Source organism: Streptomyces siamensis (assembly GCF_039543605.1).
Taxonomy (GTDB): Bacteria; Actinomycetota; Actinomycetes; order Streptomycetales; family Streptomycetaceae; genus Streptomyces; species Streptomyces siamensis.
This window is the reverse complement of record NZ_BAABKB010000047.1, coordinates 1-26745: the sequence shown is the minus strand read 5'-3', so window position 1 is coordinate 26745 and position 26745 is coordinate 1. Positions and strand designations below refer to the sequence as shown.

The window sequence follows — 26745 nt, the reverse complement described above, 5'->3', positions numbered from 1 at the left end:
GCCCACGGGGACGCTTCCGGTCGGTCGCTTCCGGGCCGGCTACTTCTGAACGGTGAAGCCCTGCTCGTTGCCGTACTTGACGGAGGCGTCCTGCCAGGTCTGCAGACCGGCGGTCAGCTTGGTGCCGGAGACGTAGGCCTTGCCGACGGTGTCGTTGAAGATGGAGTTGGCGTAGACCTGGTAGGGCAGGTACGACCAGTCCGCGGCGACGTTCGCGGCCGAGTCCGCGAAGACCTTGTTGGCCTTCTGCCCGCCGAAGTAGGGGAATTCGGTGTTCTGGAACGAGCTGGACTGGAGGTCCGCGGTGGTCGCGGGGAACGCGCCCGCGGCGAGGCGGGTCTGCACACCCTTGCCGGCGTTCGCGTACTCGACGAAGGCGTAGGCGAGTTCCTTGTTCTTGCCCAGCGCGGGCAGCGCGAGCGAGCTTCCGCCGTTCTCCGCGCTGGCCTTGTCGCCGGCGGTCCACGCGGGCAGCGGCGCCGCGCGCCAGTCGCCGGAGGCGGCCTTCACACCGGAGGCGAAGTTGGCGGGCATCCAGGCACCGGTGGCCAGGGTGGCGATGGTGCCGTCACCCAGTCCCTTGTACCAGTCGTCGCTCCAGCCGGTGATCGGCGCGAGCAGCTTCTCGTCGATGAGCTTCTGCCAGACCTCGGTGTACTTCTTCGCGCCTGCGTCCGAGAAGTCGATCTTCACGGTGGTGCCGTCGACCTTGTAGGGCCGCGAACCGGCCTGCCACAGCAGGCTCGTGGTCTCTCCCGCGTCGCCGGTGTCGTTGGCGATGTACGCCTTGGGGTCGGCCTTGTGCAGGTCGCGGGCGGCCGTCAGGTACTCGTCCCAGGTGGTCGGCACCTTGATCTTGTACTTGTCGAAGACCTTCTTGTTGTAGAACAGCGCCATCGGCCCGGAGTCCATCGGCAGGGCGTAGATGTTCTCGGTCCCGGCCTTCACGGCGTTCAGCGGGCCGGGCGAGTACTTGTCCGCGAGCTTGTCCGCGCCGTACGGCTTCAGGTCGTCGAGCCCCTTGGTCAGCGCGTACTCGCCCAGCGCGTAGTACTCGATCTGCGCGACGTCGGGGACGCCCTTCTTCGCGGAGATCGCGTTCTGCAGAGCCTTGTACTGGTCGTTGCCGGTGCCCGCGTTGACGAGCTTGACGTGGACGGCGGGGTGTTCCTTCTCGAAGTCGGCGACGACCTGCTTCAGGGTGGGCTCCCAGGCCCAGACCGTGAGGTTGCCGCCCTTCTTGAGGGCCGCGTCGATGTCCTTCGCGGACACCGCCTTCTGCGCGGCGTCGCTGTCGTCGGAGCCACCGCAGGCGGTCGCGCCCAGGGCGAGGGCGGAGACCAGGGCGAGGCCGCGCAGCAGGCGGCGGGGGTTCATGTGCATGGAGGTGCTTCCACTTCGTCGTGGCCGAAACCGTGCCTGATGAGGGTTGAGGAGCTGTGGGGGAGTCGGGGGGTGGGGGAGCGGGTGCGCCGTGGTGCGGAGGCGGGAAGCCGGGGCGCGGGCCTACTCCTTGACGCTTCCGGCGGCGAGTCCGGACTGCCAGTACTTCTGGAGCAGGAGGAAGGCGGCGATCAGCGGCAGGATGGTGATGAGCGATCCGGTGATCACCAGGTGGAACACGGGCTGTCCGCCGGCGGTGGCGGCCTGGGCGTTCCAGCTGTTCAGGCCCAGGGTCAGCGGGTACCAGTCGGGGTCCTTGAGCATGATCAGCGGCAGGAAGTAGTTGTTCCAGGTGGCGACCATCGTGAACAGCGAGACGGTCACGATGCCGGGTGCGAGCAGGGGCAGAACGACCTGGAAGAAGGTGCGCACTTCACCCGCGCCGTCGATGCGGGCGGCCTCCAGCAGTTCGCCGGGGACGGCCTCGGTCGCGAAGACCCACATCAGATACAGGCCGAACGGCGAGATGAGGGACGGAATGATCACGGCCCAGGGAGTGTCGGTCAGTCCCATCTTGCTGAACATCAGGAAGGTGGGTACGGCCAGGGCGGTGCCCGGTACCGCGACGGCGCCGATGACGACGGCGAAGACTGCGCGCTTGCCGGGGAAGGCGAACTTCGCGAGGGCGTAACCGCCGAGGACGGCCAGCAGGGTGGCACCGCCCGCGCCGGCCACCACGTACAGGACGGTGTTGAGCAGCCAGCGGGAGAAGACGCCGTCGTTGTAGGTGAATGTCTCCTTGATGTTGTCCCACAGGGCGAAGTCGCCGTTGAACCACAGTCCGAACGAACTGGCGAGCCCCTCCTGGGTCTTGGTGGCGCTGATGACGAGCCAGACCAGCGGGACCAGGGAGTACAGCAGGACCAGTCCGGTCAGTGCGGTGAGCAGCATGCTGCGCCGGGGGCGGCCGGGGCTGCGCCGGCGTGCGGCGCGCAGCCGGGGCGCCGGGGCGGCGGTACCGGCCGGCGGGGGCGCGGGCTGGGAGACGGTGCTGACGGGGGTGCTCATCGCTTCACGCTCCCTTGCGCATGCCGCGCAGCTGGACGACGTAGGCGATGACCATGGTGATCAGGCCCATGACGATGGCGACCGTGGCGGAGTAGTTGTGCTGCTGGCCCGAGAAGGACAGCGAGTAGGTGTAGTAGTTCGGGGTGTAGTCGGTGGTGATGGCGTTGGGCGCCAGCTTCTGGAGGATGCTCGGCTCGTTGAAGAGCTGGAAGGTGCCGATGATCGAGAAGATCGTCGCGATCACCAGGGCGCCGCGGATGGCCGGGAGCTTGATCGCGGTGATCACGCGTATCTGTCCGGCGCCGTCGATCTGCGCGGCCTCGTAGAGGGAGTGCGGGATGACACGGAGTGCCGAGTAGAAGATCAGCATGTTGTAGCCGACGAACTCCCAGGTCACGATGTTGCCGATGGACGCCAGGATCAGGTCGGGTCCCAGCGGGTTGGGCAGCGAGACACCGAGGGCGTCGTTGATGTCGCTGACCAGACCGAACCGGGTGCCGTACATGAAGCCCCACATGAGGGTCGCGACCACGGCGGGCACCGCGTAGGGCAGGAAGATCGAGATCCGGAAGAAGTCCCGGCCGTAGAGCCGTCCGCTGTCCAGGGCCAGGGCGACGAGCAGCGCGATGCCCAGCATGATCGGCACCTGGACCAGCAGGAACAGTGAGACGCGGGCGAGTGAGGACCAGAACTGGTCGTCCTGAAGGGCCTGTTGGTAGTTGTCCAGCCCCACGAAGGTGGTGCCGCCGATGAGCTGGTCGCGGAAGAGGCTGAGGTAGATCGAATACGCGATGGGTGCCAGGAAGACAAAGGCGAAGACCACCGCGAAGGGGCCGATGAATCCCCACCCCGTCCAGGAGCGGCGGTCCCGTCTCGCCGGTGGCCGGGTCGGCGGCCGTGTCGCGGCCGGTGGCTGAAGCGTCGTCATGTCGTTCCTCGCTCGTCCATCTCGGAACCGGCGCCGGGCGCCGTCGCGATGTTTACGCAAACATCGATGCCCCGAGTTCGCTCCGGGCTGTTATGTTTACGTAAACATCTGATGGCGGCATGTCTACACTGCCCCCATCTCGGTGGTCAAGGGTCACCTGATGAATCTGAGACTCGGGCAGTAGGGGAGACGGGTGGACACAGCGGACGGTGCCTCGACGAGCGAGGACCGGGCACGAACGCTCACCGGCCGGCGGGGCCGGCGCCGCGCGCAGACCGCGTCCATGGCGGACGTCGCCCGCCTGGCAGGCGTCTCGTCCCAGACGGTGTCGCGCGTGTCCAACGGCTACGCGGGCGTCAACGAGGAGACGCGGCGGCAGGTGCTCGCCGCGATGAAGGAGCTGGGCTACCGGCCCAACAGCGCGGCCCGCGCCCTCAAGCGCGGCGAGTTCCGCACCATCGGTGTCATCACCTTCAACCTCTCCACCACGGGCAACATGCGCACCCTGGAGGCGATCGCCACGTCCGCGGCGCAGGAGGGCTACGCCGTCACGCTGCTCCCCGTCGCGGTCCCGACCCAGGACGAGGTGCGCGGAGCCTTCTCCCGGCTCGGCGAGCTCGCCGTCGACGCGGTCATCGTCATCATGGAGGTCCATCTCCTCGACACCGCGACGATCTCCCTGCCGCCGCACGTCCAGGTCGTCGTGGCCGACTCCGACGCCGGTGACCGGTACACCGTGGTCGACACCGACCAGGTCGGAGGAGCGCGCTCCGCGGTCCGCCACCTGCTGGACCTCGGCCACCGCACGGTCTGGCACCTGGCCGGTCCCGAGGAGTCGTTCGCGGCCCAGCGCCGAGCCGACGCCTGGCGCGCCGAACTCGCCGGCGCGGGCCGGACCGTACCCCCCGTGGTGCGCGGCGACTGGTCGGCGGAGTCCGGCTACCGTGCCGGGCTGCACCTCGCCGAACGACCGGACTGCACCGCGGTGTTCGCCGCCAACGACCAGATGGCACTGGGCCTGCTCCGGGCCCTGCACGAGCGGGGCCGCAGGATCCCCGAGGACGTCAGCGTCATCGGCTTCGACGACATCCCCGAGGCGGGCTCCTTCCTGCCTCCTCTGACCACGGTGCACCAGGACTTCGCCGAGATCGGGCGGCTGTGCGTCGAGGGCGTTCTGCGGAGGATGCGGCAGGAGGGGGTGGAGCACGGCACCACGCTCGTGCCCACGCAACTGGTGGTGCGCGACAGCACGGGGCGGCCGGCTTCCGAGCCGGAGGGCCGGTAGCGCCGGGCCGTCCGGCGAGTTCGTGCGGGGGTGCCGTCCGATGCCGGGTGGTCTTTGGAGCGTGTCCCACGTGGCTGTGATCCACGTCTGACGTTGCGCTTGTCCCGGCCTGCTGGACGTTCGCCCAGCCACGCTCGATCCCGGTGGTTCGGCTGTCCCGGCACCCCAGTACCGAGGACGGCCGCTTGTTACTCTTTCCGATCATGCGAGCCCTCTTCCCAGGATCCTTCGACCCGGTCACTCAAGGGCACCAGGACGTACTCCGGCGCGCTGCCCGCCTGTTCGACGAGGTCGTCGTGTGCGTGATGGTCAATGCGAACAAGACCGGCCGTTTCTCCGTCACGGAACGGCTGGACCGGCTCCGCGCGGCAGCAACCGACTTGAGCAACGTCACGGTCGACTCCCACACCGACGGCCTGCTGGTCGACTACTGCAGCCGAGTCGGAATCGACGTCGTCGTCCGCGGAGTCCGTGGCGTTCCCGACCTGGACCACGAGATGCCGATGGCCCGCATGAACCGCGAACTGGCCGGAGTCGAGACGTTCTTCATCGCTGCGGACCCCGCCCTGGCCCACATCTCCTCCACCCTCGTCACCACGATGAGCCAACAGGACCGTGTCCCCGATCGATGACGTGCGCGAGCCTCTTCCAGAAGGTGGGCTGGCAACGAGGGGGCCAATCCGATTGATCGATCCGGTGCCGTGAGGTAGTCATGCCGGATGATGAAAGGCGAAAAGGTCGGGCTCAGGGCCCGGCACGAAGCGGACGTGTCCGTGCTGCACACGGGGCTCCACGAGGACGTGCCCGTCCGCTCGCAGAGCGACACCCGGCCCTGGCAGCCGATCGGGCAGGACTCGGCGGCCTCCCCCTTCGCGGTGTCCGAACCGTCGGAGAAGGTGGCGCCGTTCTCCGTGGTCGCCCTCGACTCGCAGGAACTGGTCGGCGCGGCCATGCTGTGGTCCATCGACAGCCACAACAGGACCGCGCACCTCGGCATTTCCGTCCTGCCCGCCTTCCGCGGGCGGGGGCTGGGCTCGGACATCGTCCGGGTGCTGTGCGAGTACGGCTTCGCGGTGCGCGGAATGCAGCGCCTGCAGGTGGAGACCCTGGCGGACAACGCGCCGATGATCGCGGCCGCGCGGAAGTGCGGGTTCACGATCGAGGGCACGCTGCGACGCTCGGCCTGGGTGTACGGCGGGTTCAAGGACGTGGTGGTCCTCGGACTGCTCGCCGACGAGTGGACCGCCTGACCGCTCGCGCGTGACCGGCCGGACAGGGCGCGGCGACGACGGACGAGTACGCCGACCGGCACGGTGGCCGGCAGCGCCCTTCCGTCGGGCCGTCAGGGCGCAGGCTTGATCCCGGCGGGCCTACGGATCGAAGCCCGCCCAGGAACAAGGGAGTTCGTATGCCGCTTGAGGAACCTCGACACGTGCTGGTGCACGCCCGGGGCGAGCGGTCTCCCTTGTACGAGCCGTACGAGGGCGGAGCGCCCGAGGACGTGGAGACGTTCACCCGCGGTATCGCGCTGGACGCGCCCGGGCTCGGTCTGCCGGACGACCTGGCCGATCCGCTGCGCTCGTGGTCGCTGGCCCGCCCGCCGGAGGGTTTCGTCTCCCGCCCGGCCCTGCGCAAGCATGTCGGACAGGGCCTGGCGGTCACCCGGCGGCTGGCCAGGCATCTCGGGCCGTCATGGGCCGTTCGTTACCGGGACGAGCGCCACAGCACGTCGAAGTGGGTGTGCTGGGGCTGCGACCGGCTGTACTGGGAGCGCGACAGCCATGGCACGCCACCGCATCCGGTGGACGTCACGGTGGAAGGCGAGTTCGGCTTCGGCCCGCTGCGCGCCGACGGATTCGGGGACTTCGCCCCCGACGACCCGGCCGCCGCCCTGCGCCTGTCCGACGGGCTCGTCACGGCCCTGCGCACGTGGGCCGCCGGCATCGACACCACGATGAACCTGTACGTCCGGGACCTGGAGGACGGCAAGTACGACGCCGACTTCGCTCGGCTGTTCCGAGAGGGGAAGGACCTGGCGCGACAGGTCGCGCGCGAGCTCGGCCCCGGCAGGAGGGTGACCTACAGGGGCCTGGCCAACGGCGGCCTGGCTGCCATGACCGCAGTCACCTGGCAAGGGGACCGGGAGCTCTAGAGGGTGTCGTTCGGACCGGCTAGGTTCAGGCCGTGCCGGACATCGCGGACCGGGCTGATCCGAACGACCCCTCCTGGACGCCGGGTGAGCGCTGTGCCCGGCGTGTTGAGAACTGCTCGGGCGGGCGCGCGACGCGGTGCGCACTAGCATGCTGCACGGAGACGGATCCTCTCGTGGGATGCCGGCTTCACCCACAGACGGCCTCCTGCGACAGCAGGGGGCCGTCGTGCGTGGGGGGTCGCCGGGAAGGGGCGGAAAAGGCCTGGCGGTCTCGGGACCTCACGCACGATCATGGGCGCATGAGCGATGATCCCGCACGCTGGACCCGGGCCACCGTCTACCCCGACATGTGGATCGACCCGGACGACGACCCGCGCGACAGCGAAGGGCCCGGCCCGGACGGCGAGCTCGCCACACTCCACGACTACCTGACGAACTACCGCCTGACCCTGCGGATGAAGTGCGAGGGCCTGGACGCGGAGCAACTGGCCCGCCGGTCCGTTCCGCCGTCGACGATGTCGCTGCTCGGTCTGCTCCGCCACCTCGCCGAGGTGGAACGGGACTGGCGCAGCTGGATCAGCGACGGTGACCCGCTGCCGAAACTGTACGGCGAGCGTGACGCGGACTTCGACGGCGCCGTCGCCGAGCAGGCCGTGGTCGACGCCGCGTACACCGACCTGGAGCGCGAACAGGCCGCGACCGACGCCGCGCTGGCCGAGCACCCGGATCTGGGTGAGCGTCTGGGCAAGGACGGGATCGCGGTGCGGGAGCTGATGGTCCACAGAGTCGAGGAGTACGCCCGACACTGCGGGCACGCAGACCTGTTGCGCGAGTGCGTCGACGGAAGGGTCGGCCAGTGAGGTGAGCCGGGGCGCGGCTCCGCGGCCCGGGCCGCCGACGGGACAGCCGTGCGGGCCGGACGTCCGTCGGTCCCGCCGTGGCTGACGGCATGTGCCAAACTGCCCCGATGACCTCAGAGATGATCACCGCGGACGCCGCGGGAACGTGGAAGCTGGGCGAACTCAGCGTCAATCGGATCGGTTTCGGGGCCATGCGGCTGACGGGCAGCGCCGCGTTCCACCACGGAACGCCGAGCGACCGGGGGCGTTCGATCGCCGTGCTGCGACGGGCCGTCGAGCTGGGCGTCGATCACATCGACACGGCCGCTTTCTACTTCTCGTCGCTGCGGTCCGCGAACGAGTTGATCAACAGCGCGCTGGCACCGTACGCGGACGACCTGGTGATCGCCACCAAGGTCGGCCCGTACCGCGACTATGCGGGCGACTGGGGCACCTCGGCCAGGCCGGACCAACTGCGCGCGCATGTCGAGGAGAACCTGCGGCAGCTCGGCCGCGACCACCTCGACCTGGTGTATCTGCGGCGCATGCGGCAGGACTCGATCGCCGAGCACTTCGGGGCGCTGGCCGAGCTGCGCGAGGCGGGCCTGGTCCGGAACCTGGGCGTCTCCGACGTCGAGGTCAGGCACCTGGAGGAGGCTCGGGCGATCGCGCCGGTGGTGTCCGTGCAGAACGAGTTCGGGCTCGGCACCCCGGATCCGCAGGCCGACGCCGTCCTGCGCGCCTGCGGCGAACTGGGCATCGCGTTCGTGCCGTTCTTCGCCATCGCCGGCCAGGGCGGTGCGATGGGCCCGGGGGAGGCCGACGAGCCCGAGGTGACCGCGGTCGCGGAGGCACACGGCGCGACGCCCGCCCAGGTCCGCCTGGCGTGGACGCTCCGGCAGGGTCCGCACGTGCTCGCCATTCCCGGCACCGGCAACCCGGACCACCTCGCACAGAACGTGGCGGCCGGCGCGCTGCGCCTCACCGACGAGGAGACGGCCCGCCTCGACGCGGTCCGCGCCGGGGCCGGTGACACCGCAGAGCGCTGAAGGAGACCGAGGGCCCCTGCCGGCCGTGGCAGGGGCCCTCGCCCGTCAGCCCGCGTACGCGCTCAGCGGGTAGTGGTCGGAGAGGTTCGTGTACGTGTAGTCGGTGCCCCAACTGGACACCGTCCACGGCGCGCACGACTCCTTGACCACCTCGTTCCGCCAGGCCGCGGGGCGCGCGTGGCCGGCCCGGTGCAGCACGTAATCGAGGTCCTCGCGCGGGTCCGTCGGGTAACGGTCGTGCGCGATGGAGTTCTCCTGCGTGTCGAACGAGTACGGATGCCCGGTGCGTGCGTCCGCTCCCACCAGGTCCGCGTCGGCGAGCATGGAGGCGTACTCCGGGGTGCGGGAGTCGACGTTCATGTCACCGGCGACCAGGACCTGTTCGTCCGCGGGGATGTTCTTGGCGTCCAGGAACGCGTCGATCGCCTTGAACTGACGGCTGCGCATGGTCGCGGCCTCACCCGCGCCGCAGCCCGGGTCCGTCGACTGCGCATGGGTTCCGACGACGTGCACCCTCGCGCCGTTCACGTTCAGCACCACATAGGCGAAGCCTTTGTTGGACCACCAGTCCGCGCCGCAGGCGTCCTTGTAGACGTACTGCTCCTTGTGCACGATCGGCCACTTGCTCAGTACGGTCACCCCGCCGTCCTCCGGAGTGGTCGACGAGTACGCCCCGCCCGTCGCGTCCCAGCCGCTCCTGCTGCGTCCGACGACCGGCGTCTGGTACGGGTAACCGCCCGCCGCCGCGCTCTTGAGGGCGTCGGAGGCGCCGTTGTCGAACGCCTCCTGGAGCACGACGACGTCGTTGCCGCGGAAGAACGCGGTCTTCGGGATCTCCGCGGCGCGGTGGTCCTGGCCCCAGTTCGGGTAGAGGGACTTGCTCATGAGGAAGACGTTGTACGTCAGAACCCGCATCGCGGGTGTCGCGGCGTCGGCCGAGGGGGCGGCGGCCGACGCGGGCGCGGCTCCGGCGAGGCCCGCGGCGGTGAGCGCGAGGGTGAGCGCGGCTGCGCCCCGGGTGCGGCGCGCTGAGGAGAGCGGCACTGGATCTCCCTGTGGGTGAGGGGGGTTGAGTGGCGCCGCACATCAAATCACCGGGAATTACCGTCAGGTAACTACCGTGCGGGAAAATGATGTCCGCAAGAAGTACCTCCCGTGCGACGTGAAGTGCTTCCCGTGCGAGGCCAAGCGCCTCCCGTGCGACGTGAAGTGCTTCCCGTGCGAGGCCAAGTGCCTCCTACGTGACAAGAGGTGCCTGCCGTGCGACGCCAAGTGCCGTCCCTGGCCGAGCGGGCGCGGTGGTGTCGCGCTCAGCCCAACTGCTCCCGCAGGAAGGCCAGCGTGCTCTGCCACGCGGACGCGGCGGACCCGGGGTCGTACGTCTCCGGGCGGCCGTCGTTGAAGAAGGCGTGGCCGGCGGGGTAGAGACGGATGTCCGGAGTGATGCCCGACTGCCGCTCGATCGCCTCGACCAGCCGCTCGCGGCTCTCCTTCGTGATGCTCGTGTCCTGTTCGCCGTAGTGCCCCAGGATCTGGGCCTTCAGACGGGAGAAGTCGGGCAGCTCGCCCTGGACCACTCCGTAGAAGGGCACCGCGGCGGCGACGCGAGGGTCGGCCGCGGCCTGCTCGATGACAAACCCGCCGCCCATGCAGAAGCCGACCGAGGCCACCGACTCCGAGGTGACCTCGGGGAGTGCCAGCAGATGGCCGACGGCCCCGGAGAGCAGTTCGACGCCGCGCGCCACGGGGAGTTCACGCATCATCCGCAGGGCCTCGCCGCTGTCGTGGGCGACATTGCCGCCGTACAGGTCCGGGGCGAGGGCCACGAAGCCCTCCGCCGCCAGCCGGTCCGCGACGTTCGCGATGTGATCGGTCAGGCCCCACCACTCCTGGATGACGATCACTCCCGGACCCGATCCCGACGGCGGCAGCGCGAGATAGCCGTGCGCGGTGCCTCCGGCGCTCGGGAACGTGACGTTCTGACGGGCCGGGGCGCCCGTCGACTTCGGCAGCTCGGACATGGCGGTCCACTCCTGTGATGCAGAGTCGGAACGGGAACCCGATGAGGGATGCGGGCCCGTGGCGATCTTCACGATCGATCTCCACCATGCCATGTGCGCGCCCGACACCGTCGCGCGCCTCGCACCACCCGGCCCGCCGCCACCTTCTGGAGCAGGCTGTACGCGAGGACCGGGAGCAGGACGTGCGGCTGGTTCGGCAGCGTCGTGGAGAGTGCCCGGGGCGCCCACATGGTGGGTGCGGCGCAGCCACAGACCCGGACCGGGCGCCGTCGCGGCGGCGAGGTAGGCGGCGCCCACGGCCCGGCCGAGGTGACCACGGAGCGGTCGAGGGGCCCACGGAGCAGGCCGAGGGGCCTACGGAGCAGATGGAGGGCGGTCTTCCCGCTCCGTGTGCGATGCATGGCGGCCCTCTTCCGTCGTGGGGCCGGGGCGGAGGAAGGGTGCCGATATCGCGGAGTGGGCACGGGGCGCGAACCGTGCGAGGACGTAGGCGCACAGGCCGAGCCAGCAGGTGGCGAACAACCAGCCGCCCAGGACGTCGGAGAACCAGTGGACGCCCAGATAGACCCGGGACAGCCCGACCAGAACGGCCCAGCAGCCGATGGCCAGGGCGATCGGCAGGCGGCCGCGCGGAGCCCTGGCGAGCACGGCGAGCGCGAGCAGTCCGGCGGCGACGGCCGACGTGGTGGTGTGGCCCGAGGGGAAGGACCAGCCCGAGGCGTGGGTGGCCCAGTCGGCGGCCGCGGGGCGGGGGCGGGCGACGAGCGACATCACTCCGTACCGGACCGCCTGCGCGGCGGCCAGGCACAAGAGGCAGGCGGTGACGGCGGTGAGCCGCTGCCGTGCCGTCCGCGCGACCAGGAGGCCCGCCAGGGCGGCCAGGACGTACGGAACGACTCCGGTGCCCGTGTCCGTCACGCCGCGTGCCAGGGCGAGCGCCACGTCCGGTCGGTGCCCCACCGACCATGCGGTCAGGTTCTCGTCGCCGAACAGCGGGGTCCCGCCGCGGCCGGCGACGACCAGCGTCAGCAACACGAACGCGACCGCGCTGCCCAGTGCCGCCGAACCGGCGAGCTCCGTGGTGTCCTCGCGCTTCACGACAGCGTCCTGTCGGCGGCGCGCGACGACGCCGCGAACCGGGCTGCTGACGACGCCGCGCACCGGGCTGCTGCGGACATCGGGACCCCTTCCACCACGCCTCCACCACGGGTGCGCGGGACACCGCGCACCCGGTGACTACAATTCTGTAGACGGTCTACAGAACAGTAGACGATCGGCGCGGCGCGTGCGTTCCCGGGGTGGCCGGTCGGATTCCGCCGCCTGTGCGGAGCCGCCCGATTCCGCCGCGTACGCGACGGCGCGAATCCGGCGGCTCCGCGTCTCGCGAATCTCCGTGACGCACGCCGCCTCCGCTGGTCATCCCGACCGTACGGCGGGATGCCGTACTCTACGTGTTACGTATAACCCTGGAGGGGCTCCGATGAGACGCATCGCCCTGGTCACCCTCGTCGTCGACGACTACGACGAGGCGATCCGCCACTACACCCAAGCCCTCGGCTTCCGGCTGGTCGAGGACACGCCGCGGCCCGACGGCTCACGCTGGGTCGTCGTCGCGCCGGACGCCGGGCGTGACGGCAGTGGGCTGTTGCTGGCCAGGGCCAAGGACGACGCGCAGCGCGGCCGGGTGGGCGACCAGACCGGCGGGCGCGTGGGCTTCTTCCTGCACACCGACGACTTCGCCCGCGACCACGAGCGGATGCGGGCGGCCGGCGTGACCTTCCTGGAGGAGCCGCGGCACGAGCCGTACGGCTCGGTCGTGGTCTTCCAGGACCTGTACGGAAACCGCTGGGACCTGCTCCAGCCCGCCCCCTGAGCGGTCCGCCGCCCCCTTCGCACGGCCCGGCGGCACCCGCCCGGCCCGCACCCGACGTCCCACCCGCCGAGCCCCGAGTGCCACCGGAGCTCCGCCGAGCCTGCCGAGAACCCCGAGGAAAGACACGCATGACCGCGCCCCGCATCGACATCGACACCATCCGCCGCCTCCCCAAGGCCGTGCTGCACGACCACCTCGACGGCGGTCTGCGCCCCGCCACCCTGGTGGAGCTCGCCGGGACGGTCGGCCACACCCTGCCGACCACCGACCCGCAGGCACTGGCCGACTGGTACTACGAGGCCGCCAACTCCGGTGACCTGGTGCGCTACATAGCGACCTTCGAGCACACGCTCGCGGTCATGCAGACCCGCGAGGGACTGCTGCGCACCGCCGAGGAGTACGTCCTCGACCTGGCCGAGGACGGCGTCGTCTACGGCGAGGTCCGCTACGCGCCCGAGCTGATGGTGAACGGCGGGCTGACCTTGCCCGAGGTCGTCGAGACCGTGCAGGAGGGCCTGGCCGCCGGCATGGCCAAGGCCGCCGCCGCGGGCACCCCCGTGCGCGTCGGCACCCTGCTCTGCGGCATGCGGATGTTCGACCGCACCCGCGAGATCGCCGATCTCGCGGTCACCTTCCGTGACGCCGGCGTCGTCGGTTTCGACATCGCCGGCGCCGAGGACGGCTTCCCGCCCGCCGACCACCTGGCCGCCTTCGAGCACCTGCGCGGCGAGAGCGTCCCGTTCACCATCCACGCCGGTGAGGCCCACGGCCTGCCGAGCATCCAGCAGGCCCTCCAGGTGTGCGGCGCCCAGCGCATCGGGCACGGCGTGCGGATCACCGAGGACATCGTGGACGGCAAGCTCGGCCGGCTCGCCGGCTGGGTGCGCGACCGCCGCATCGCCCTGGAGATGTGCCCGACGTCCAACCTCCAGACGGGTGCGGCCACCTCGATCGCCGAGCACCCCATCACCGCACTGCGTGACCTCGGCTTCCGGGTCACCCTCAACACCGACAACCGCCTCGTCTCCGGTACGACGATGACCCGCGAGATGTCACTGCTGGTCGAGGAGGCGGGCTGGACCGTGGAGGACCTGCGCACCGTCACGGTCAACGCGGTCAAGAGCGCGTTCATCCCGTTCGACGAGCGCAACGCCCTCCTCCACGACGTGGTACTGCCCGGCTACGCGGCCGCGCTCTGAGGAACCCCGGGGCGCTGCCCCGCCGCCCGGCCGTCAACCGGCGCCGAGCAGCCCCCGTACGTAGGCGGCCTGGCCGACGTGCTGCAGATCGTCGGCCAGGACGCTCACCAGCCGGACGCCGAAGGTGACCGCCGGGGTCCAGCGCTCGTCCACGACGCGCTCCAGGTCCTTGGCGGTCACCTCGCGCAGGACTCCGAGGGTCTGCTCGTGGACGGCGTCGTAGTACCCGGTCAGCAGGTCGCCCGAGTCCACGTGGACCTTGGCCACCTGCTGCGAGCTGTGCCCGTACCCCGTGTCGTGGCGGGGCAGTCCGAGCCCGAAGCGCTTCTCCCAGTCCTGCGCGAGCCACACCTGGTCGAGGCCGGCCGCGTCGGCGACGTGGTCGTCCTGGACGCGGGTGAGGTGCCAGACCAGCCACGCGACGGAGTTCGCGTCGGCGGACGGACGGGCGTCGAGATCCTCGGGGGAGAGTCCCCCGACGACGGCATGGACTTCTTCCTGGATGCGGCTGAACGCGTCGATGAGGATGTCCTTTGCATGCATGCGTCCACCATCGCGCATCACCGCTCCTCACGCGTCCGCAATCCGGCTCCCGGGGAAGCCGACTGGCACCCGCCCCGCCAGGCGCGGTGGCCGCCGTCGCCCGGAGACCGCCCGCCGTGCCGGTCGGCCCGGCCGCCGCCGTGACGGCCGCCCCTCGCAGCACCGTGCGCGTGTGTGATCCCTCATGCGCGCGCTCCCGACTCGCGTTCCCGTGGGGACGTCCACGATTCTGCGGCGGCTGAACGGTGCTGCCAGGAGCGCCAGGACCCCTGGTGGTGTCAGACCCCCTCTTCGGCGGTCTCCAGGAGCGCCATCAACGCGCGCGCCGCCGGACTGGTCGCCTCCGGCGGTGGAAGCATGGCGACGGTCTCGTACGACGTCTCACGTGCCCCCTTGAACGGGAGCGAGACGAGATCGCCCGCTTCGCGCTTCAGGCCGAAGTGCCGCGGCACGACGGCGATGCCGAGACCTTCGTGGACCAGCTCCAGCAGGCTGTGCACGTCGTTGACCTCCAGTGCCACGGTCCGCCGTACGTCCGCCGCGGCGAAGGCCGCGTCCGTGGTGCGGCGCGGTCCCCAGTCGTGGTGGAAGTCGACGAATGCCTCCCCGCCCAGCTCCTCGGGCGTGACCACCGCGGCACCCGCGAGACGGTGTGCCGGATGGCAGAGCACGGTCATCGGCTCACCGGTCAGCGGGACCGAACGCAGCTGGTCGGTGTCCGCCCGGGTCCGCACCCCGAAGGCCAGGTCGAGCCCGCCCGCCGCGACCTCCTCGGCCAGCGCTTCCGCGCCCGCCTGCCGCAGCCGGATCTCCACGTCGGGGTGACGCCTCCGGAACCGGGCGAGCAGCCGGGCCACCTGGACCCCGGCGATGCACTGTTCGGTGCCGAGCGAGAGCGTGCCGCGCAGCACGCCCTGCACGGCGGCCACCGCGTCCTGGGCCGAGCGGACCTGCGCGAGGATCCGTTCCGCCTCGCCCAGCAGGGCCCGGCCGGCCTCGGTGAGCGTCACACGGCGGGTGGTGCGCACGAACAGCGCGGCCTGAAGCTCCCGCTCCAGGGCGCGGATCGACGACGACAGCCCCGACTGCGACACCATGAGCCGCTCGGCGGCCCGGGTGAAGTGCTGGTCCTCGGCGACGGCGACGAAATGCTGAAGGTGGCGCAGTTCCATGACGTGGAAGCCTAGCCGCCGATTGAGAGCCCTCGTCGCTCAATGCCATCCGATTCTCCCGTTGGACCGCTGCCGCGGGCGCGGGCGAGAGTGGAGACCTGACTTCCCGGCCTTCCAGGAGTACGCGTTGTACACCGCACACCCCGACCGTTACGCGGACATGCCCTACCGGCGCACCGGACGCAGCGGCCTGAAGCTCCCCGCGCTGTCGCTCGGCCTGTGGCACAACTTCGGCCCCGACCGGCCCGTGGAGACCCAGCGGGCGATCCTCCGCCGCGCCTTCGACCTCGGCGTCACCCACTTCGACCTCGCGAACAACTACGGTCCGCCGCCCGGCGCCGCAGAGTCGGCCCTCGGCGACGCGCTGAAGGCCGACTTCGCGCCCTACCGCGACGAGCTTGTCGTCTCGACCAAGGCCGGATACCTGATGTGGCCCGGACCCTACGGCGAATGGGGCTCCCGCAAGTACCTGCTGTCGTCACTGGACCAGAGCCTGGCCCGGATGGGCCTCGACCACGTCGACATCTTCTACTCGCACCGCTTCGACCCGGAGACTCCCCTGGAGGAGACGATGGGCGCCCTGCACTCCGCCGTGCAGCAGGGCAAGGCGCTGTACGTCGGCGTCTCCAACTACTCGGCGGAGCAGACCCGTGAGGCCGCCCGCATCCTGGGCGAGCTGGGCACCCCGCTGCTCATCCACCAGCCCCGCTACTCCATGCTCGACCGCCGCCCGGAGGCGGAGGGGCTCCTGGACACGCTGGACGAGCTCCAGGTCGGTTCCATCGCCTACTCGCCGCTGGAGCAGGGCCTGCTCACCGGTCGCTACCTCGACGGGATCCCGGAGGGGTCCCGCGCCGCGAGCGACAGCCCGTTCCTGAGCGCGGAGACCGTCACCGAGGACCTCGTACGGAAGCTGCGGGCCCTCGACGAGATCGCCAAGCAGCGCGGTCAGTCCCTCGCCCAGACCGCTCTGGCGTGGGTGTTGCGCGGCGGCCGCGTGACGTCCGCGCTGATCGGCGCGAGCAGCCCGCAGCAGCTCGAGGACAGCGTCGCGGCCATCGGAAACCTCGACTTCGACGCGGACGAGCTCGCCCGCATCGACGAGATCATCGAGCCGTGACACGGACCGGCCGGGCGCTCCGGCGCCCGGCCGGACATCACGTCGTCTTGCCCCGAGGGGCGACGGCTCCCGCGACCGCAGTGTGGGGCGTGTGGGACGCGAGTGCATTTGTGCGACCGAAGCAGTGGGCCAACACTGGATGAGCATCGGAAATCGACACAGATGGCGGCCGGCACACGGCCGAGGTGCCGTCGCCGGACAGGTGGGCCCCCGTGACGATCTCGCCCTTCGGGTCGAACGACCCGTTCTCCGATCTCTTCAACCGCTTCTTCGGCATGAGCCCGGCGACGTCCCCGCCGGCGATGCAGCGCGTCCCCATCGGGCGCCTGCTCAGCGACTCCGCGCACGAGCTGCTGGCCGCGGCCGGCGCCCGCGCGGCCGAGGACGGCTCGGACCTCGACACCGTGCACCTGCTGTGGGCCGCCACCCAGGTGCCCGCCGCGCGCCAGGCGCTGGAACACGCAGGCGTGGACATCGACCAGCTGGAGCGGGACCTGCGGGACACGCTGCCCTCCGGCCCGGGCACCGGTGAGCCCGCGCTCACCCCGGCGGCGAAGCGTGCCCTGCTCGCGGCGCACGCGCGGTCACAGGCGGCCGGAGCGTCCTACATAGGCCCGGAACACATCCTCGCCGCACTCCTGTCCGATCCGGGTTCCGGTGCGGGCCAGGCGATGCGGGCCGAGGGGGCCGCGCCCGGCGGGGGCCGCGCGGCGTCGGCCGGAGGGCACGGCGACACACCCACCCTCGACGAGTACGGGCGGGATCTCACCGAGGAGGCGCGCGGCGGCAAGCTCGACCCCGTCGTCGGGCGCTCCGAGGAGATCGAGCAGACCGTCGAGGTCCTCTCCCGCAGGACCAAGAACAATCCCGTCCTGATCGGCGACCCGGGCGTCGGGAAGACCGCCATCGTGGAGGGTCTCGCCCAGCGCATCGTCGCCGGTGAGGTACCCAAGGCGCTGCGCGACCGCAGGGTGGTCGGACTCGACCTCTCCGGGCTCGTCGCCGGGGCCAAGTACCGGGGCGAGTTCGAGGAACGGCTGAAGAAGGTGATCGACGAGGTCACCGAGGCCGAGAAGAACGTCATCCTGTTCATCGACGAACTCCACACGGTCGTCGGCGCGGGAGCCGGCGGCGAGGGAGCCATGGACGCGGGCAACATCCTCAAGCCCGCACTGGCCCGCGGAGAACTGAGCGTCGTCGGTGCCACCACGATCGACGAGTACCGCAGGTACATCGAGAAGGACGCCGCGCTCGAACGCCGCTTCCAGCCGGTCATGGTCCCCGAGCCCAGCGTCGAGGAGACCATCGAGATCCTGCGCGGGCTGCGCGACTCCTACGAGGCACACCACCAGGTCCGCTTCACGGACGAGGCGCTGGACGCCGCCGCGGCGCTCTCCGACCGCTACATCAGCGACCGCTTCCTGCCCGACAAGGCCATCGACCTGATGGACCAGGCGGGCGCGCGGGTGAGTCTGCGCAGCGTCGACGACTCCACCGAGACCGTCGACATGGAGGACCGGCTCACCCGGCTGCGTCGCGAGAAGGACGAGGCCGTCAGCACCGAGGACTTCGAGCGTGCCGGCGAACTCAAGGTTCAGATCAGCGAGTTGGAGGAAGAGCTCGCCGGTGTGGGCGAGGGCCGGACCCCCGCGCCCAGCGTCACCGCGGACGACATCGCCGAAGTGCTCTCCGTGCGCACCGGCATCCCGGTCTCGCAGTTGACCGAGACCGAGCGCGACCGGTTGATGAAACTCGAGGACGTCCTGCACGAGCGGATCATCGGCCAAGACCAGGCGGTCACCGCCGTCGCCCAGGCGGTGCGCCGCGGCCGGGCCGGCATGGGGGACCCGAACCGGCCGACCGGCAGCTTCCTCTTCCTCGGCCCGACCGGCGTCGGCAAGACCGAACTCGCCAAGGCGCTCGCGGAACTCCTCTTCGGCGACCCCGAGCGCATGATCCGCTTCGACATGAGCGAGTTCCAGGAGAAGCACACGGTCTCCCGGCTCGTCGGCTCCCCGCCCGGATACGTCGGGTACGAGGAGGCCGGACAGCTCACCGAGGCGGTGCGCCGCAAGCCGTACAGCGTGGTGCTCTTCGACGAGGTCGAGAAGGCGCATCGCGATGTCTTCAACCTGCTCCTCCAGGTCCTCGACGACGGGCGTCTGACCGACGCGCAAGGACGCACGGTCGACTTCCGCAACACCGTCGTCATCATGACCAGCAACATCGCCTCGAAGCACATCCTCGACCACCAGGGCGACCTCGACGAGATCAAGGACGATCTGATGGCCGAACTCCAGGCGCACTTCCGCCCGGAGTTCCTCAACCGGATCGACGAGATCATCGTCTTCCACGCCCTGAACCGCTCCGACCTGGTGCGGATCGTCGACCTCCTGCTGGAGCACAGCCGGCGTCGGCTGCGGGCCCAGAAGATCGACCTGGAGGTCACCGAGGCCGCGAAGGAATGGCTGGCCGACCGGGGCTACCAGCCGGAGTTCGGCGCCCGGCCGCTGCGCCGCACCATTCAGACCGAACTCGACAACCGGCTGTCCACCATGCTGCTCGACGGCACGCTCAACCCGGGTGACACGGTGCTCGCCGACGTCAAGGACGACGAGCTGTCGCTGAGCCTGAAGGAGCGGGCCGCCGGGGAGGGCACGACGCAAGCCGCGGCGCCGTCGGAGGGGGAGGCGCAGCCTCAGGAGTGATACAGGACCGGGAGCTCGGCCGGCGGTGGACGCCGGCCGAGCTCACCCCCGTGGTCCTGCCCGCAGCTCCGCACCACGCCCCGGGCCGCGGCCTAGCCCGGGACGCGGTCCAGGAACCCGTACACGCTCCGGATACGGTCCTCGCCGTCCAGGGTGATCACGTCGGACCCGGCGACGGGTGCCGAGCCGTCCGACTCGTCGACCAGCTCCCAGCCGAAACGCGCGGTGTCGTGATGGCCGTCGACGCTGCCCAGGAGGCGGAAGGAGAACCCGGGGAACTGCTCGTGCGCCGCGGCGATCACCGCGGCGATCTGCTCGTGGCCGCGCACGTCGGCCAGCGGGTCGGTGTAAGTGCCGTCGGTGGCCCAGGCGGCGGCGACCGACTTCGTCAGCGCGTCCTGCCCGCTCGCCTTCCAGGCCTCGAAGTAGCGGGCGACGGCGGTCTCGTAGCGGTCGGTGTTCGCGGACATGGTGAATCAGCCTCCATCGAGGTCGTAACTGCTGGTCAGAGCCCGAATCCCGGGCTGTCGCGCCCTGTTGGGATGCGGTACGACCACCATGCCGGGCGCTGTCGGGGGCGTCGATTACCCCCCGGGTAATGTCCGGGGCTCCGCCGTGCCGCGACGGGACGTCACCGCCCGCACGGACGGGCGGGACGGCCGGATCGCGCGTTGTGCGGCCCCGTGTGGGGTTTCGGCCAACCGCGGCGGTGAATATGCCAAGAGACTGGCTGGAATGGCGTGGTGACAGAGGGTCAGGAGTGGCGATACTCGATACCAGGGCAATTCAGCCACGCTCTGTGAGCATCACCGCCCGATCAGCACCATCGTGCACAGCAGACGAGCCGCGGGGAAAGAGAGGCCCGGCCGGCAGCGAGCGACGCCAATGGGGGAACGATCGTGCACGACGAATTCCTGTGCCACGTCACCGCGTACGGAATATGCGGTGGTCGGCGTGTCGGCGTACCCCTCGGGACCTATCGCGCGCCGACTCTGGCGCTGGCCCTGTGGTGGATGCGCGACCGCGCCGCGTGGATGGCGGAGCGGCTCGACCCGCAGCCCGAGGACCCCGCGTTCCCGCCGAACTCGATCGCGCCGGTGCCGGACACCGTTCCGGACGTGCCGAGCATGCTGCGCGCCTGGTGCGGGGACACCGCCCAACAGGAGCTGGTCGCGGAGGAATTGGCCGCGGGAAAACTCGTCCGTGTCGCCACCAGCGACGACACCACCGAGTACGAGCTGCTCGCCGAGTCCGTCGACGCGCTGCGGATGCAGCGGACCGCCGCGGTGCTGGGCATCTCCGCCGCCTGAGCGCCCCGCCCCCCACGGCGCGACGGCACACACGTCCGGCGGGCCGAGAGACCCTGCCGATCAGGCGCACATGTGGGCGAATCGTTAGAATTTTGGCATGCGAGAGCGGCCGGTCATGCCCACTGCGCCGGAACTCGTCCTCGAGACCGAGACCGGCTCCACGGTGATGAGTCCGAGCCGCGACTACCGCGTGGGGCGCGACCCCCTGAGCGACGTCGTCCTCGAGGACGAGCGGGTCTCGTGGCACCACGCGGTGATCCGCCCGGAGGCCGACCACTGGACGCTGGAGGACGAGCACAGCACGAACGGCACGTACGCCGACGGCCGGCGCGTCCACGAGTGGGGCGTCGGCCCCGGCAGCGTCATCCGCTTCGGCAACCCCGCGGACGGCCCCCGGGTGGTTCTCGTGGACCGCCCGCCCCCAGCCTCCGAGCGCCCCTCGGGCGTCTCCGCGCCGGGCGCCACCGGCACGTTCCGGCGGCCGAGCGCCGTCCGGCCGCTGCCCACCCGCACCGTCCGTATAGGCCGCGACGCGTCCAACGACCTGGTCATCGAGGACCTGATCGTCTCCCGGGAGCACGCGGAGCTGCGGGCCCACGCGGACGGCACGTACGAGATCGTCGACCTCGACAGCCACAACGGCACGTTCCTCAACGGCCGGCCCGTGGGCCGCGCCGTGGTCACACCGGGTGACATCGTCGGTATCGGCCACGCCGCCTACTGTCTGGTGGGCGACGAGCTCCAGGAGTACGTCGACACCGGCGAGATCTCGCTCGACGTCCAGGACCTCACGGTCGACACCGACCGCGGACGCAAGCGGCTCCTGGACGAGGTGTCCTTTCCCGTCGGCGCGAAAAGCCTCCTGGCCGTCGTCGGCCCGAGCGGCTCGGGGAAGTCCACCCTCCTCAACGCCCTGACCGGGCAGCGCCCCGCCGACGAAGGCACCGTCCTGTACGACGGCCGCGACCTCTACCGCGACTACGCCGAGCTGCGCCAGCGCATCGGCCTGGTCCCCCAGGACGACATCCTGCACACCCAGCTGACCGTGCGCAGGGCCCTCGGCTACGCCGCCCAGCTGCGCTTCCCGCAGGACACCGCGAAGGCCGAGCGCCGGGCGCGGGTCGACGAGGTGATCCGCGAGCTGGGCCTCGAACAGCGCGTCGACCAGTCCATCCACAGCCTGTCGGGCGGCCAGCGCAAACGGGTCAGCGTGGCCCTGGAACTGCTGACCAAGCCGTCCCTGCTCTTCCTCGACGAGCCGACGTCGGGCCTCGACCCCGGCATGGACCGCTCGGTGATGCACATGCTGCGGGGCCTCGCCGACGACGGCCACACGGTCATCGTGGTCACCCACAGTGTGCTCAGCCTCGACGTCTGCGACCGGCTGCTCGTGCTCGCCCCCGGCGGAAGGGTCGCCTACTACGGGCCGCCCGAGGACACTCTCGCCTTCTTCGGCTACCGGCAGTGGCCGGAGGCCTTCGAGGCCTTCGAACGGGACCACGGCCGGAACTGGGCGGAGGAGTACCGGGAGTCGCCCTTCCACCGCCAGTACATCGAGAACGCCAGCAGACAGCCCCATCTGGCACGCGGGTCGACCGGTCCCGTCGCGCCGCCCCACAAGCCGCAGAGCTGGATCGTCCAGCTCGTGACACTCGTCCGCCGCTACGCCCGGGCCCTCAGCAGCGATCGGACCTTCCTCGCCGTCATGATCGTGCTGCCGTTCGTCATGGGCGTGATGGCCCGCGCCCTGGCGGGCAGCCGGCTGACCCAGGAGACGGCGATGAACGCGCTGCTCATCCTGTGCGTCGGCGGAGTCCTGACGGGCGCGGCCAACGCCGTGCGCGAACTGGTCAAGGAACGGGTGATCTACCAGCGCGAACGCGCCGTCGGCCTGTCCAGATCGGCGTATCTGATGTCGAAGATCGTCGTCCTCGGCATCATCACCGTGCTCCAGGCCGTCGTCCTCACCCTCGTCGCCCTCCTCGGCGTCGACCTCAATGCCCCCGGCGGCAAGGGCGTCCTCATGCCGCCTCTCGTGGAACTCACGGTGGCCGTGGCCCTGCTCGCCTTCACCGCGATGATGCTCGGCCTCCTCGTGTCCGCCCTGGTGACCAAGGAGGAGGTCACCATGCCCCTGCTGGTGCTGCTCGCCATCGTCCAAGTGGTCTTCTGCGGAGCGCTGTTGAAACTGAACGGCGTGCCCGGCATCGAGCAGTTGTCGTGGCTGGTGCCCGCACGCTGGGCCCTGGGCGCGATGGCCGGGACCATCGGGCTGGCGCGGATCGTCCCCTGGGACCTGACCGCCGATCCGTTGTTCCGGCACTCGCCGGACGTCTGGCTGTTCAACATGGGGATGCTCGTGGTGCTCTGCGTCGTCTTCGGACGGCTGGTCGACCGGCTGCTCCAGCGGCACGAGCCCGCCGTCCTGCGGAAGTAGGTGCCGATGACGACTCCCGGCTTCCACCCCACGCATGTCGTGCCGCAGGACGGTCTCCCGGCCTGGGAGGAACCGGACCCGTCCCGGCCGACCGTGCCGCTCGACCCGCTGCTGCCCGTGCAGTTGGTCGACCGGCTCGGCGACTGGGGCCGCGTCGTCTGCTCCAACGGCTGGTCGGCCTGGGTCGACGGCCGCCTCCTGGTACCGGTGCCGCAGGCGCCCCCCGAGGCGGGCAGTCCGCTCGCCCGCACCGCGGACCCGCGCCCGCTGCTGACCCGTGTGGAGGACGCGCTCATCCGCTACCGCAGGGCCGCCGAGGAACTCGCGACCGGACGGATCGACGGGGAGAGCTTCCGCGACCGCACGCGGGGCCAGCGGATCGGGGTGATCGTGGACGGCGAATCGGTCTGGATCTACGACGGTGAGCACGAACGGTGGGTGTACTGCGACGGGACACGGCTGAGCACCTTCGCGGCCGAGCACGACCCGTCGGCCGCGGCACCGGAGCACCCAGCGGACCCGTACCCGCGGGAGCAGACCGGGGTCGTCCAGGCGCCGGCCCGGGACGACCGGGAACCCACGCGGCTGGTGTCGTACGACGGGGACGAGCTGGGAGAGACCTGATGGGCCGGACCGGGGCGGACCCGCGGCCGTGCGGCGTCAGGCGGACGGCGTGCTGTCGGAGGGGCCGGGCGCCACCCCGGCCTGGCCTCGGCGGTGTACGCGCCTCGCCGACAGACCGCCCACGAAGCCGGTGACGAGGCCCCACAGCGCTGCCCAGCCGAGCGCGGACCAGACGTCGGGCCGCAGCAGCAGTTCGCCCCCCAGGCCGCCGCCGAGGTCGCCGATGCCGAGGACCGACAGACCGAGGTGTGCCGAGACACGGCCGACGAGGCAGATCATGAGCACGGTGAGCACGAGCGCCACCGCCATGTGCACCGCGTGCTGCCGGCTCCGCATCCGCGCCGGTGAGCGGGCCGCCATCAGGAACGCGGCGGCGAGCAGCAGCACCGCGTCGACGACCGGCAGCCACCACACCCGGCCGTCGTGGGCGGCCAGGGTGCCGAGGTCGACGGTGGAGACGTCCGGTGTGCGGAGGACCTCTTCGAGCAGGGGCGGCATGGGCAGCCCGAAGGGCCCGTCCACGCGCCCGTGCCAGGTGGCGCCCAGCCCGATGGTGAAGGCGAGCCAGACGAGGTTCGGGAGGCCGAGGAGGATCGCCGCGAACGTGTCCGCCGCATGACCGCGGGTCGCCGCCACGACCAGCCCCACGACCGCACCGAGGGCCACGTACGCGAGCAGCAGGGCCACCATGGCGAACGCGGCCCGACGGACCGACTCCTGGAAGCGCAGCAGCCGGGCGGGCAGCGGTGCCCCGGGCGAGACCAGCAGGGCGAGCACGAGCACGCCGAGCAGCCACAGCATCCCGAAGCCCAGGGTCTGCGGCACGTTCGCCGCGAACCCCACCTCGGGCGTGACGCCGAACAGGTCGCCGATGTCGCCGACGGTGTCGTCGCCGAGGGAGATCCTGAACGTGTGACGGGCCGGCAGCGCGAGCGCGAGGAGGACCACGAGCCATACGACGGCGATCCGCGCCGCCCATCCGGCCAGTTCACGGGAGCCGGTGACGGCCCGGTGGCGCAGCGGTCGCAGGAAACCGGCCGCGACGACCAGGGTTCCGGCGAGCGTCACCGACAGCGGAGTCACCGTCAGGCCGGCCTCGGTGTCGGCGACGACGCCTGCGCCGCCCGCGAATTCGACGGTTCCGCCGACCGCGGTGACCACGGTCGCCGCCACAACGCGCGCGAACGCGCCGTCGGGGAGGTCCGCTGCTCCCGCCGCCCACAGTCCCAGCGCCGCGACGACCGTCATCACTACCGTCCCCGCCAGTACGGCCACTATGGCCTGACCCCAGCCGTGGTGAGCTGCCGTCCGCTCACCACGGAGGGCTCTTGCCTGGTCGGACGGGGTTTCGGGACGCACGCTGCCACGTTAGGCAGGGCCCGCACGGGCCGCCCCTCGGAGGGGGCCGACCGCGTCGGCTTGCGGGGGGCACGGGGCTGGAGCACACAATGGTTCAGTTGTGGAAGAAAGCGGCGCGAGATGCACCGGGTGCCGCGGAATCCCTACAACGGGAGCAGCTCGTGAGCGTCGAACCGCCGACTTCCGGCCAATCCACAGGCGGCCAACCCACAGGACCGCCCTCCGGCCCGCTGGCGCGTCCGTCGCAGCCGAGTGAGCCCACGCCAAGTCCCACTCCCACGCAGCCCGACAGCCGTGTTCCCTCGGAGCCGCCGCCGGGTGGGTCCGGTCCGGGCGGCCGCGGAGGCGGCGGGGGCGGCGGGGGCGGACCGTCCGGGCGCGGTGGTCCGGGGCAGGGGCCCGAGCATCCCTGGTGGAGGTCGGCACCCCGGGTCGCGCTGTTGACCGGCGTCGTCGCGCTGGCCGTGGTCGTCGGTCTCCTGTTCAGCAACAACGGCGGCGGTGGCAAGAACACCGCCGGTGAGGTGTTCCTCCAGCCGGCGGCAGCGGCCGGGCCCGACCCGTTCACGGAGTCGACGGCGACCGACACCGGCACCGCGCCGGAGACTTCGAAGACCGGCACCTCGGCGCCGAAGACCACGGAGCCCGGGACGCCGCCGCCGAAGACGACGGAGCCGGGCGGCACGACGCCGAAGACCACGCCGCCGAAGACGACGGAGCCGGGCGGCACGACGCCGAAGACCACGCCGCCGAAGACCACGGCGCCGGGAGGTACGACACCGAAGACCACCGGCGCGCCCGTCGAGACACGAACGCAGGGCGGAGGCACCACCGAGGTGCCCGGCAACGTGACGCGTGGCGTGGTGGGTTCGGCGCCGGGGCTGTACGCCGGCCGGAAGAACGTCTCCCCGTGCAACGTGGAGAAGCAGATCAAGGCGCTGCAGGCGGACCCGTCCAAAGCCAGGGCCTTCGCCTCGGTGGAGGGCATCACGGCGGGACAGATCCCCTCGTACCTGCGGTCGCTCACGCCGGTTCAACTGAGCGCCGACACGCGTGTGACCAACCACGGCTACCGTTCCGGCGGCCCCACCAGCTACCAGGCGATCCTCCAGTCCGGCACCTCGGTACTCGTCGACTCCCACGGTGTGCCCCGTACGCGCTGCGGTTGCGGCAACCCGCTGAAGGAGCCCGTCCAGCAGAAGTCCACGCCCAAGCAGACGGGCCAACGCTGGGCGTCCTTCCAGCCGCAGAACGTCGTGGTGATAGCGCCCTCCGTGACGATCATCAACGTGTTCGTCATCGTCGACCCGCACAACGACAAGTGGACGGCCCGGTACCGGGGTGACAACACGCACCACGACCGTCGGACGCATCGTCCGCCACGGCCCTTCCCGACGGTGGTCGTGACCCCCACGCCGACGACGCCGAAAACGACGCCGTGCGTCACCCCGACCGGTGGCGGGGCGTGCGCACCGACCACCCCGCCGACGTCGCCGTCCTCTCCCTCCTCGACGTCGTCCGGGCCCTCCAAGTCGGGCACGTCGACCTCACCTTCCGAATCCTCGGCCTCACCGTCGAAGTCCGAACCCTCCAAGTCCGAGTCCTCGAAGCCTGAGTCCTCGAAGTCGGAGTCGCCTTCCGCGTCGAAGTCGGAGCCGTCGAAGTCCGAGTCCTC

The 26745-nt window shown here is 70.9% G+C and carries 24 protein-coding genes; 14 read left to right on the top strand and 10 right to left on the bottom strand.

The window, feature by feature from the left end:
- Positions 1 to 39: 39 nt before the first annotated feature.
- From ABEB03_RS42185 to ABEB03_RS42175, 3 genes are all read right to left on the bottom strand, one after another.
- Entirely contained in the window at positions 40 to 1383 is a 1344-nt protein-coding gene (locus ABEB03_RS42185; protein ID WP_345658371.1) for an ABC transporter substrate-binding protein, read from the bottom strand.
- A gap of 123 nt (positions 1384 to 1506) precedes the next feature.
- Positions 1507 to 2451, bottom strand: coding sequence for a carbohydrate ABC transporter permease (locus tag ABEB03_RS42180; protein ID WP_345658370.1), 945 nt, complete (start codon positions 2449 to 2451; stop codon positions 1507 to 1509).
- A 4-nt stretch (positions 2452 to 2455) separates the two neighbouring features.
- Positions 2456 to 3379: a carbohydrate ABC transporter permease gene (locus ABEB03_RS42175; protein WP_345658369.1), complete on the bottom strand. Its 924-nt coding sequence runs from the start codon at positions 3377 to 3379 to the stop codon at positions 2456 to 2458.
- Positions 3380 to 3572: 193 nt separating this feature from the next.
- On the opposite strand from ABEB03_RS42175, the gene ABEB03_RS42170 reads away from it, so the two are divergent.
- The 6 genes from ABEB03_RS42170 to ABEB03_RS42145 all read left to right on the top strand — a co-directional run bounded on the left by ABEB03_RS42170 (position 3573) and on the right by ABEB03_RS42145 (position 8704).
- Positions 3573 to 4664 (top strand): LacI family DNA-binding transcriptional regulator, encoded by a 1092-nt coding sequence (locus ABEB03_RS42170; RefSeq protein ID WP_425589383.1) that lies wholly within the window; start codon positions 3573 to 3575, stop codon positions 4662 to 4664.
- 203 nt (positions 4665 to 4867) lie between these two features.
- Entirely contained in the window at positions 4868 to 5296 is a 429-nt protein-coding gene (gene coaD, locus ABEB03_RS42165) for a pantetheine-phosphate adenylyltransferase (RefSeq protein WP_345658368.1), read from the top strand.
- An 87-nt stretch (positions 5297 to 5383) separates the two neighbouring features.
- Positions 5384 to 5914 (top strand): GNAT family N-acetyltransferase, encoded by a 531-nt coding sequence (locus tag ABEB03_RS42160; RefSeq protein ID WP_345658367.1) that lies wholly within the window; start codon positions 5384 to 5386, stop codon positions 5912 to 5914.
- 158 nt (positions 5915 to 6072) lie between these two features.
- Positions 6073 to 6816: a hypothetical protein gene (locus ABEB03_RS42155; protein ID WP_345658365.1), complete on the top strand. Its 744-nt coding sequence runs from the start codon at positions 6073 to 6075 to the stop codon at positions 6814 to 6816.
- A 299-nt stretch (positions 6817 to 7115) separates the two neighbouring features.
- Positions 7116 to 7676, top strand: coding sequence for a DinB family protein (locus ABEB03_RS42150; protein ID WP_345658364.1), 561 nt, complete (start codon positions 7116 to 7118; stop codon positions 7674 to 7676).
- Between the two features lie 89 nt (positions 7677 to 7765).
- Positions 7766 to 8704 (top strand): aldo/keto reductase, encoded by a 939-nt coding sequence (locus ABEB03_RS42145; RefSeq protein WP_425589382.1) that lies wholly within the window; start codon positions 7766 to 7768, stop codon positions 8702 to 8704.
- 45 nt (positions 8705 to 8749) lie between these two features.
- On the opposite strand, the gene sph is transcribed toward ABEB03_RS42145, so the two are convergent.
- The 3 genes from sph to ABEB03_RS42130 form a co-directional block, all read right to left on the bottom strand.
- Positions 8750 to 9748, bottom strand: coding sequence for a sphingomyelin phosphodiesterase (sph, locus tag ABEB03_RS42140; protein WP_345658362.1), 999 nt, complete (start codon positions 9746 to 9748; stop codon positions 8750 to 8752).
- Between the two features lie 266 nt (positions 9749 to 10014).
- The gene (locus ABEB03_RS42135) at positions 10015 to 10725 is read right to left on the bottom strand and encodes a dienelactone hydrolase family protein (protein ID WP_345658361.1); all 711 of its coding nucleotides are present in this window, start codon (positions 10723 to 10725) and stop codon (positions 10015 to 10017) included.
- 354 nt (positions 10726 to 11079) lie between these two features.
- Positions 11080 to 11823: a phosphatase PAP2 family protein gene (locus ABEB03_RS42130; RefSeq protein ID WP_345658360.1), complete on the bottom strand. Its 744-nt coding sequence runs from the start codon at positions 11821 to 11823 to the stop codon at positions 11080 to 11082.
- Between the two features lie 382 nt (positions 11824 to 12205).
- On the opposite strand from ABEB03_RS42130, the gene ABEB03_RS42125 reads away from it, so the two are divergent.
- The gene (locus ABEB03_RS42125) at positions 12206 to 12598 is read left to right on the top strand and encodes a VOC family protein (RefSeq protein WP_345658359.1); all 393 of its coding nucleotides are present in this window, start codon (positions 12206 to 12208) and stop codon (positions 12596 to 12598) included.
- A 128-nt stretch (positions 12599 to 12726) separates the two neighbouring features.
- Positions 12727 to 13797: an adenosine deaminase gene (locus ABEB03_RS42120; RefSeq protein WP_345658358.1), complete on the top strand. Its 1071-nt coding sequence runs from the start codon at positions 12727 to 12729 to the stop codon at positions 13795 to 13797.
- Between the two features lie 33 nt (positions 13798 to 13830).
- Here ABEB03_RS42120 and ABEB03_RS42115 read toward each other — a convergent pair whose 3' ends face one another.
- Together ABEB03_RS42115 and ABEB03_RS42110 are read right to left on the bottom strand one after the other, a co-directional pair.
- On the bottom strand, positions 13831 to 14340 hold the full coding sequence (locus ABEB03_RS42115) for a mycothiol transferase (RefSeq protein ID WP_345658357.1): 510 nt from the start codon (positions 14338 to 14340) through the stop codon (positions 13831 to 13833).
- A gap of 278 nt (positions 14341 to 14618) precedes the next feature.
- Positions 14619 to 15512: a LysR family transcriptional regulator gene (locus ABEB03_RS42110; RefSeq protein ID WP_345658356.1), complete on the bottom strand. Its 894-nt coding sequence runs from the start codon at positions 15510 to 15512 to the stop codon at positions 14619 to 14621.
- Positions 15513 to 15639: 127 nt separating this feature from the next.
- On the opposite strand from ABEB03_RS42110, the gene mgrA reads away from it, so the two are divergent.
- A complete protein-coding gene (gene mgrA, locus ABEB03_RS42105) occupies positions 15640 to 16632 on the top strand; it encodes an L-glyceraldehyde 3-phosphate reductase (protein WP_345658354.1) in 993 nt (330 codons plus the stop codon).
- 212 nt (positions 16633 to 16844) lie between these two features.
- A complete protein-coding gene (locus ABEB03_RS42100; RefSeq protein WP_345658353.1) occupies positions 16845 to 19340 on the top strand; it encodes an ATP-dependent Clp protease ATP-binding subunit in 2496 nt (831 codons plus the stop codon).
- A 92-nt stretch (positions 19341 to 19432) separates the two neighbouring features.
- Here the strand turns inward: ABEB03_RS42100 and ABEB03_RS42095 are convergent, their stop codons facing one another.
- The gene (locus tag ABEB03_RS42095; protein WP_345658352.1) at positions 19433 to 19810 is read right to left on the bottom strand and encodes a nuclear transport factor 2 family protein; all 378 of its coding nucleotides are present in this window, start codon (positions 19808 to 19810) and stop codon (positions 19433 to 19435) included.
- Positions 19811 to 20239: 429 nt separating this feature from the next.
- On the opposite strand from ABEB03_RS42095, the gene ABEB03_RS42090 reads away from it, so the two are divergent.
- From ABEB03_RS42090 to ABEB03_RS42080, 3 genes are all read left to right on the top strand, one after another.
- Positions 20240 to 20650, top strand: a complete 411-nt coding sequence (locus ABEB03_RS42090; RefSeq protein WP_095932216.1) for a hypothetical protein — start codon at positions 20240 to 20242, stop codon at positions 20648 to 20650.
- Positions 20651 to 20747: 97 nt separating this feature from the next.
- Positions 20748 to 23087: an ABC transporter ATP-binding protein/permease gene (locus ABEB03_RS42085; RefSeq protein WP_345658350.1), complete on the top strand. Its 2340-nt coding sequence runs from the start codon at positions 20748 to 20750 to the stop codon at positions 23085 to 23087.
- 6 nt (positions 23088 to 23093) lie between these two features.
- Positions 23094 to 23711, top strand: coding sequence for an SH3 domain-containing protein (locus ABEB03_RS42080; RefSeq protein ID WP_345658349.1), 618 nt, complete (start codon positions 23094 to 23096; stop codon positions 23709 to 23711).
- Between the two features lie 36 nt (positions 23712 to 23747).
- Here ABEB03_RS42080 and ABEB03_RS42075 read toward each other — a convergent pair whose 3' ends face one another.
- Positions 23748 to 25070 (bottom strand): streptophobe family protein, encoded by a 1323-nt coding sequence (locus tag ABEB03_RS42075; RefSeq protein WP_345658348.1) that lies wholly within the window; start codon positions 25068 to 25070, stop codon positions 23748 to 23750.
- A gap of 440 nt (positions 25071 to 25510) precedes the next feature.
- Here ABEB03_RS42075 and ABEB03_RS42070 point away from each other — a divergent pair.
- On the top strand, positions 25511 to 26745 hold a 1235-nt coding region (locus tag ABEB03_RS42070), incomplete at its 3' end, for a DUF6777 domain-containing protein (protein ID WP_425589381.1).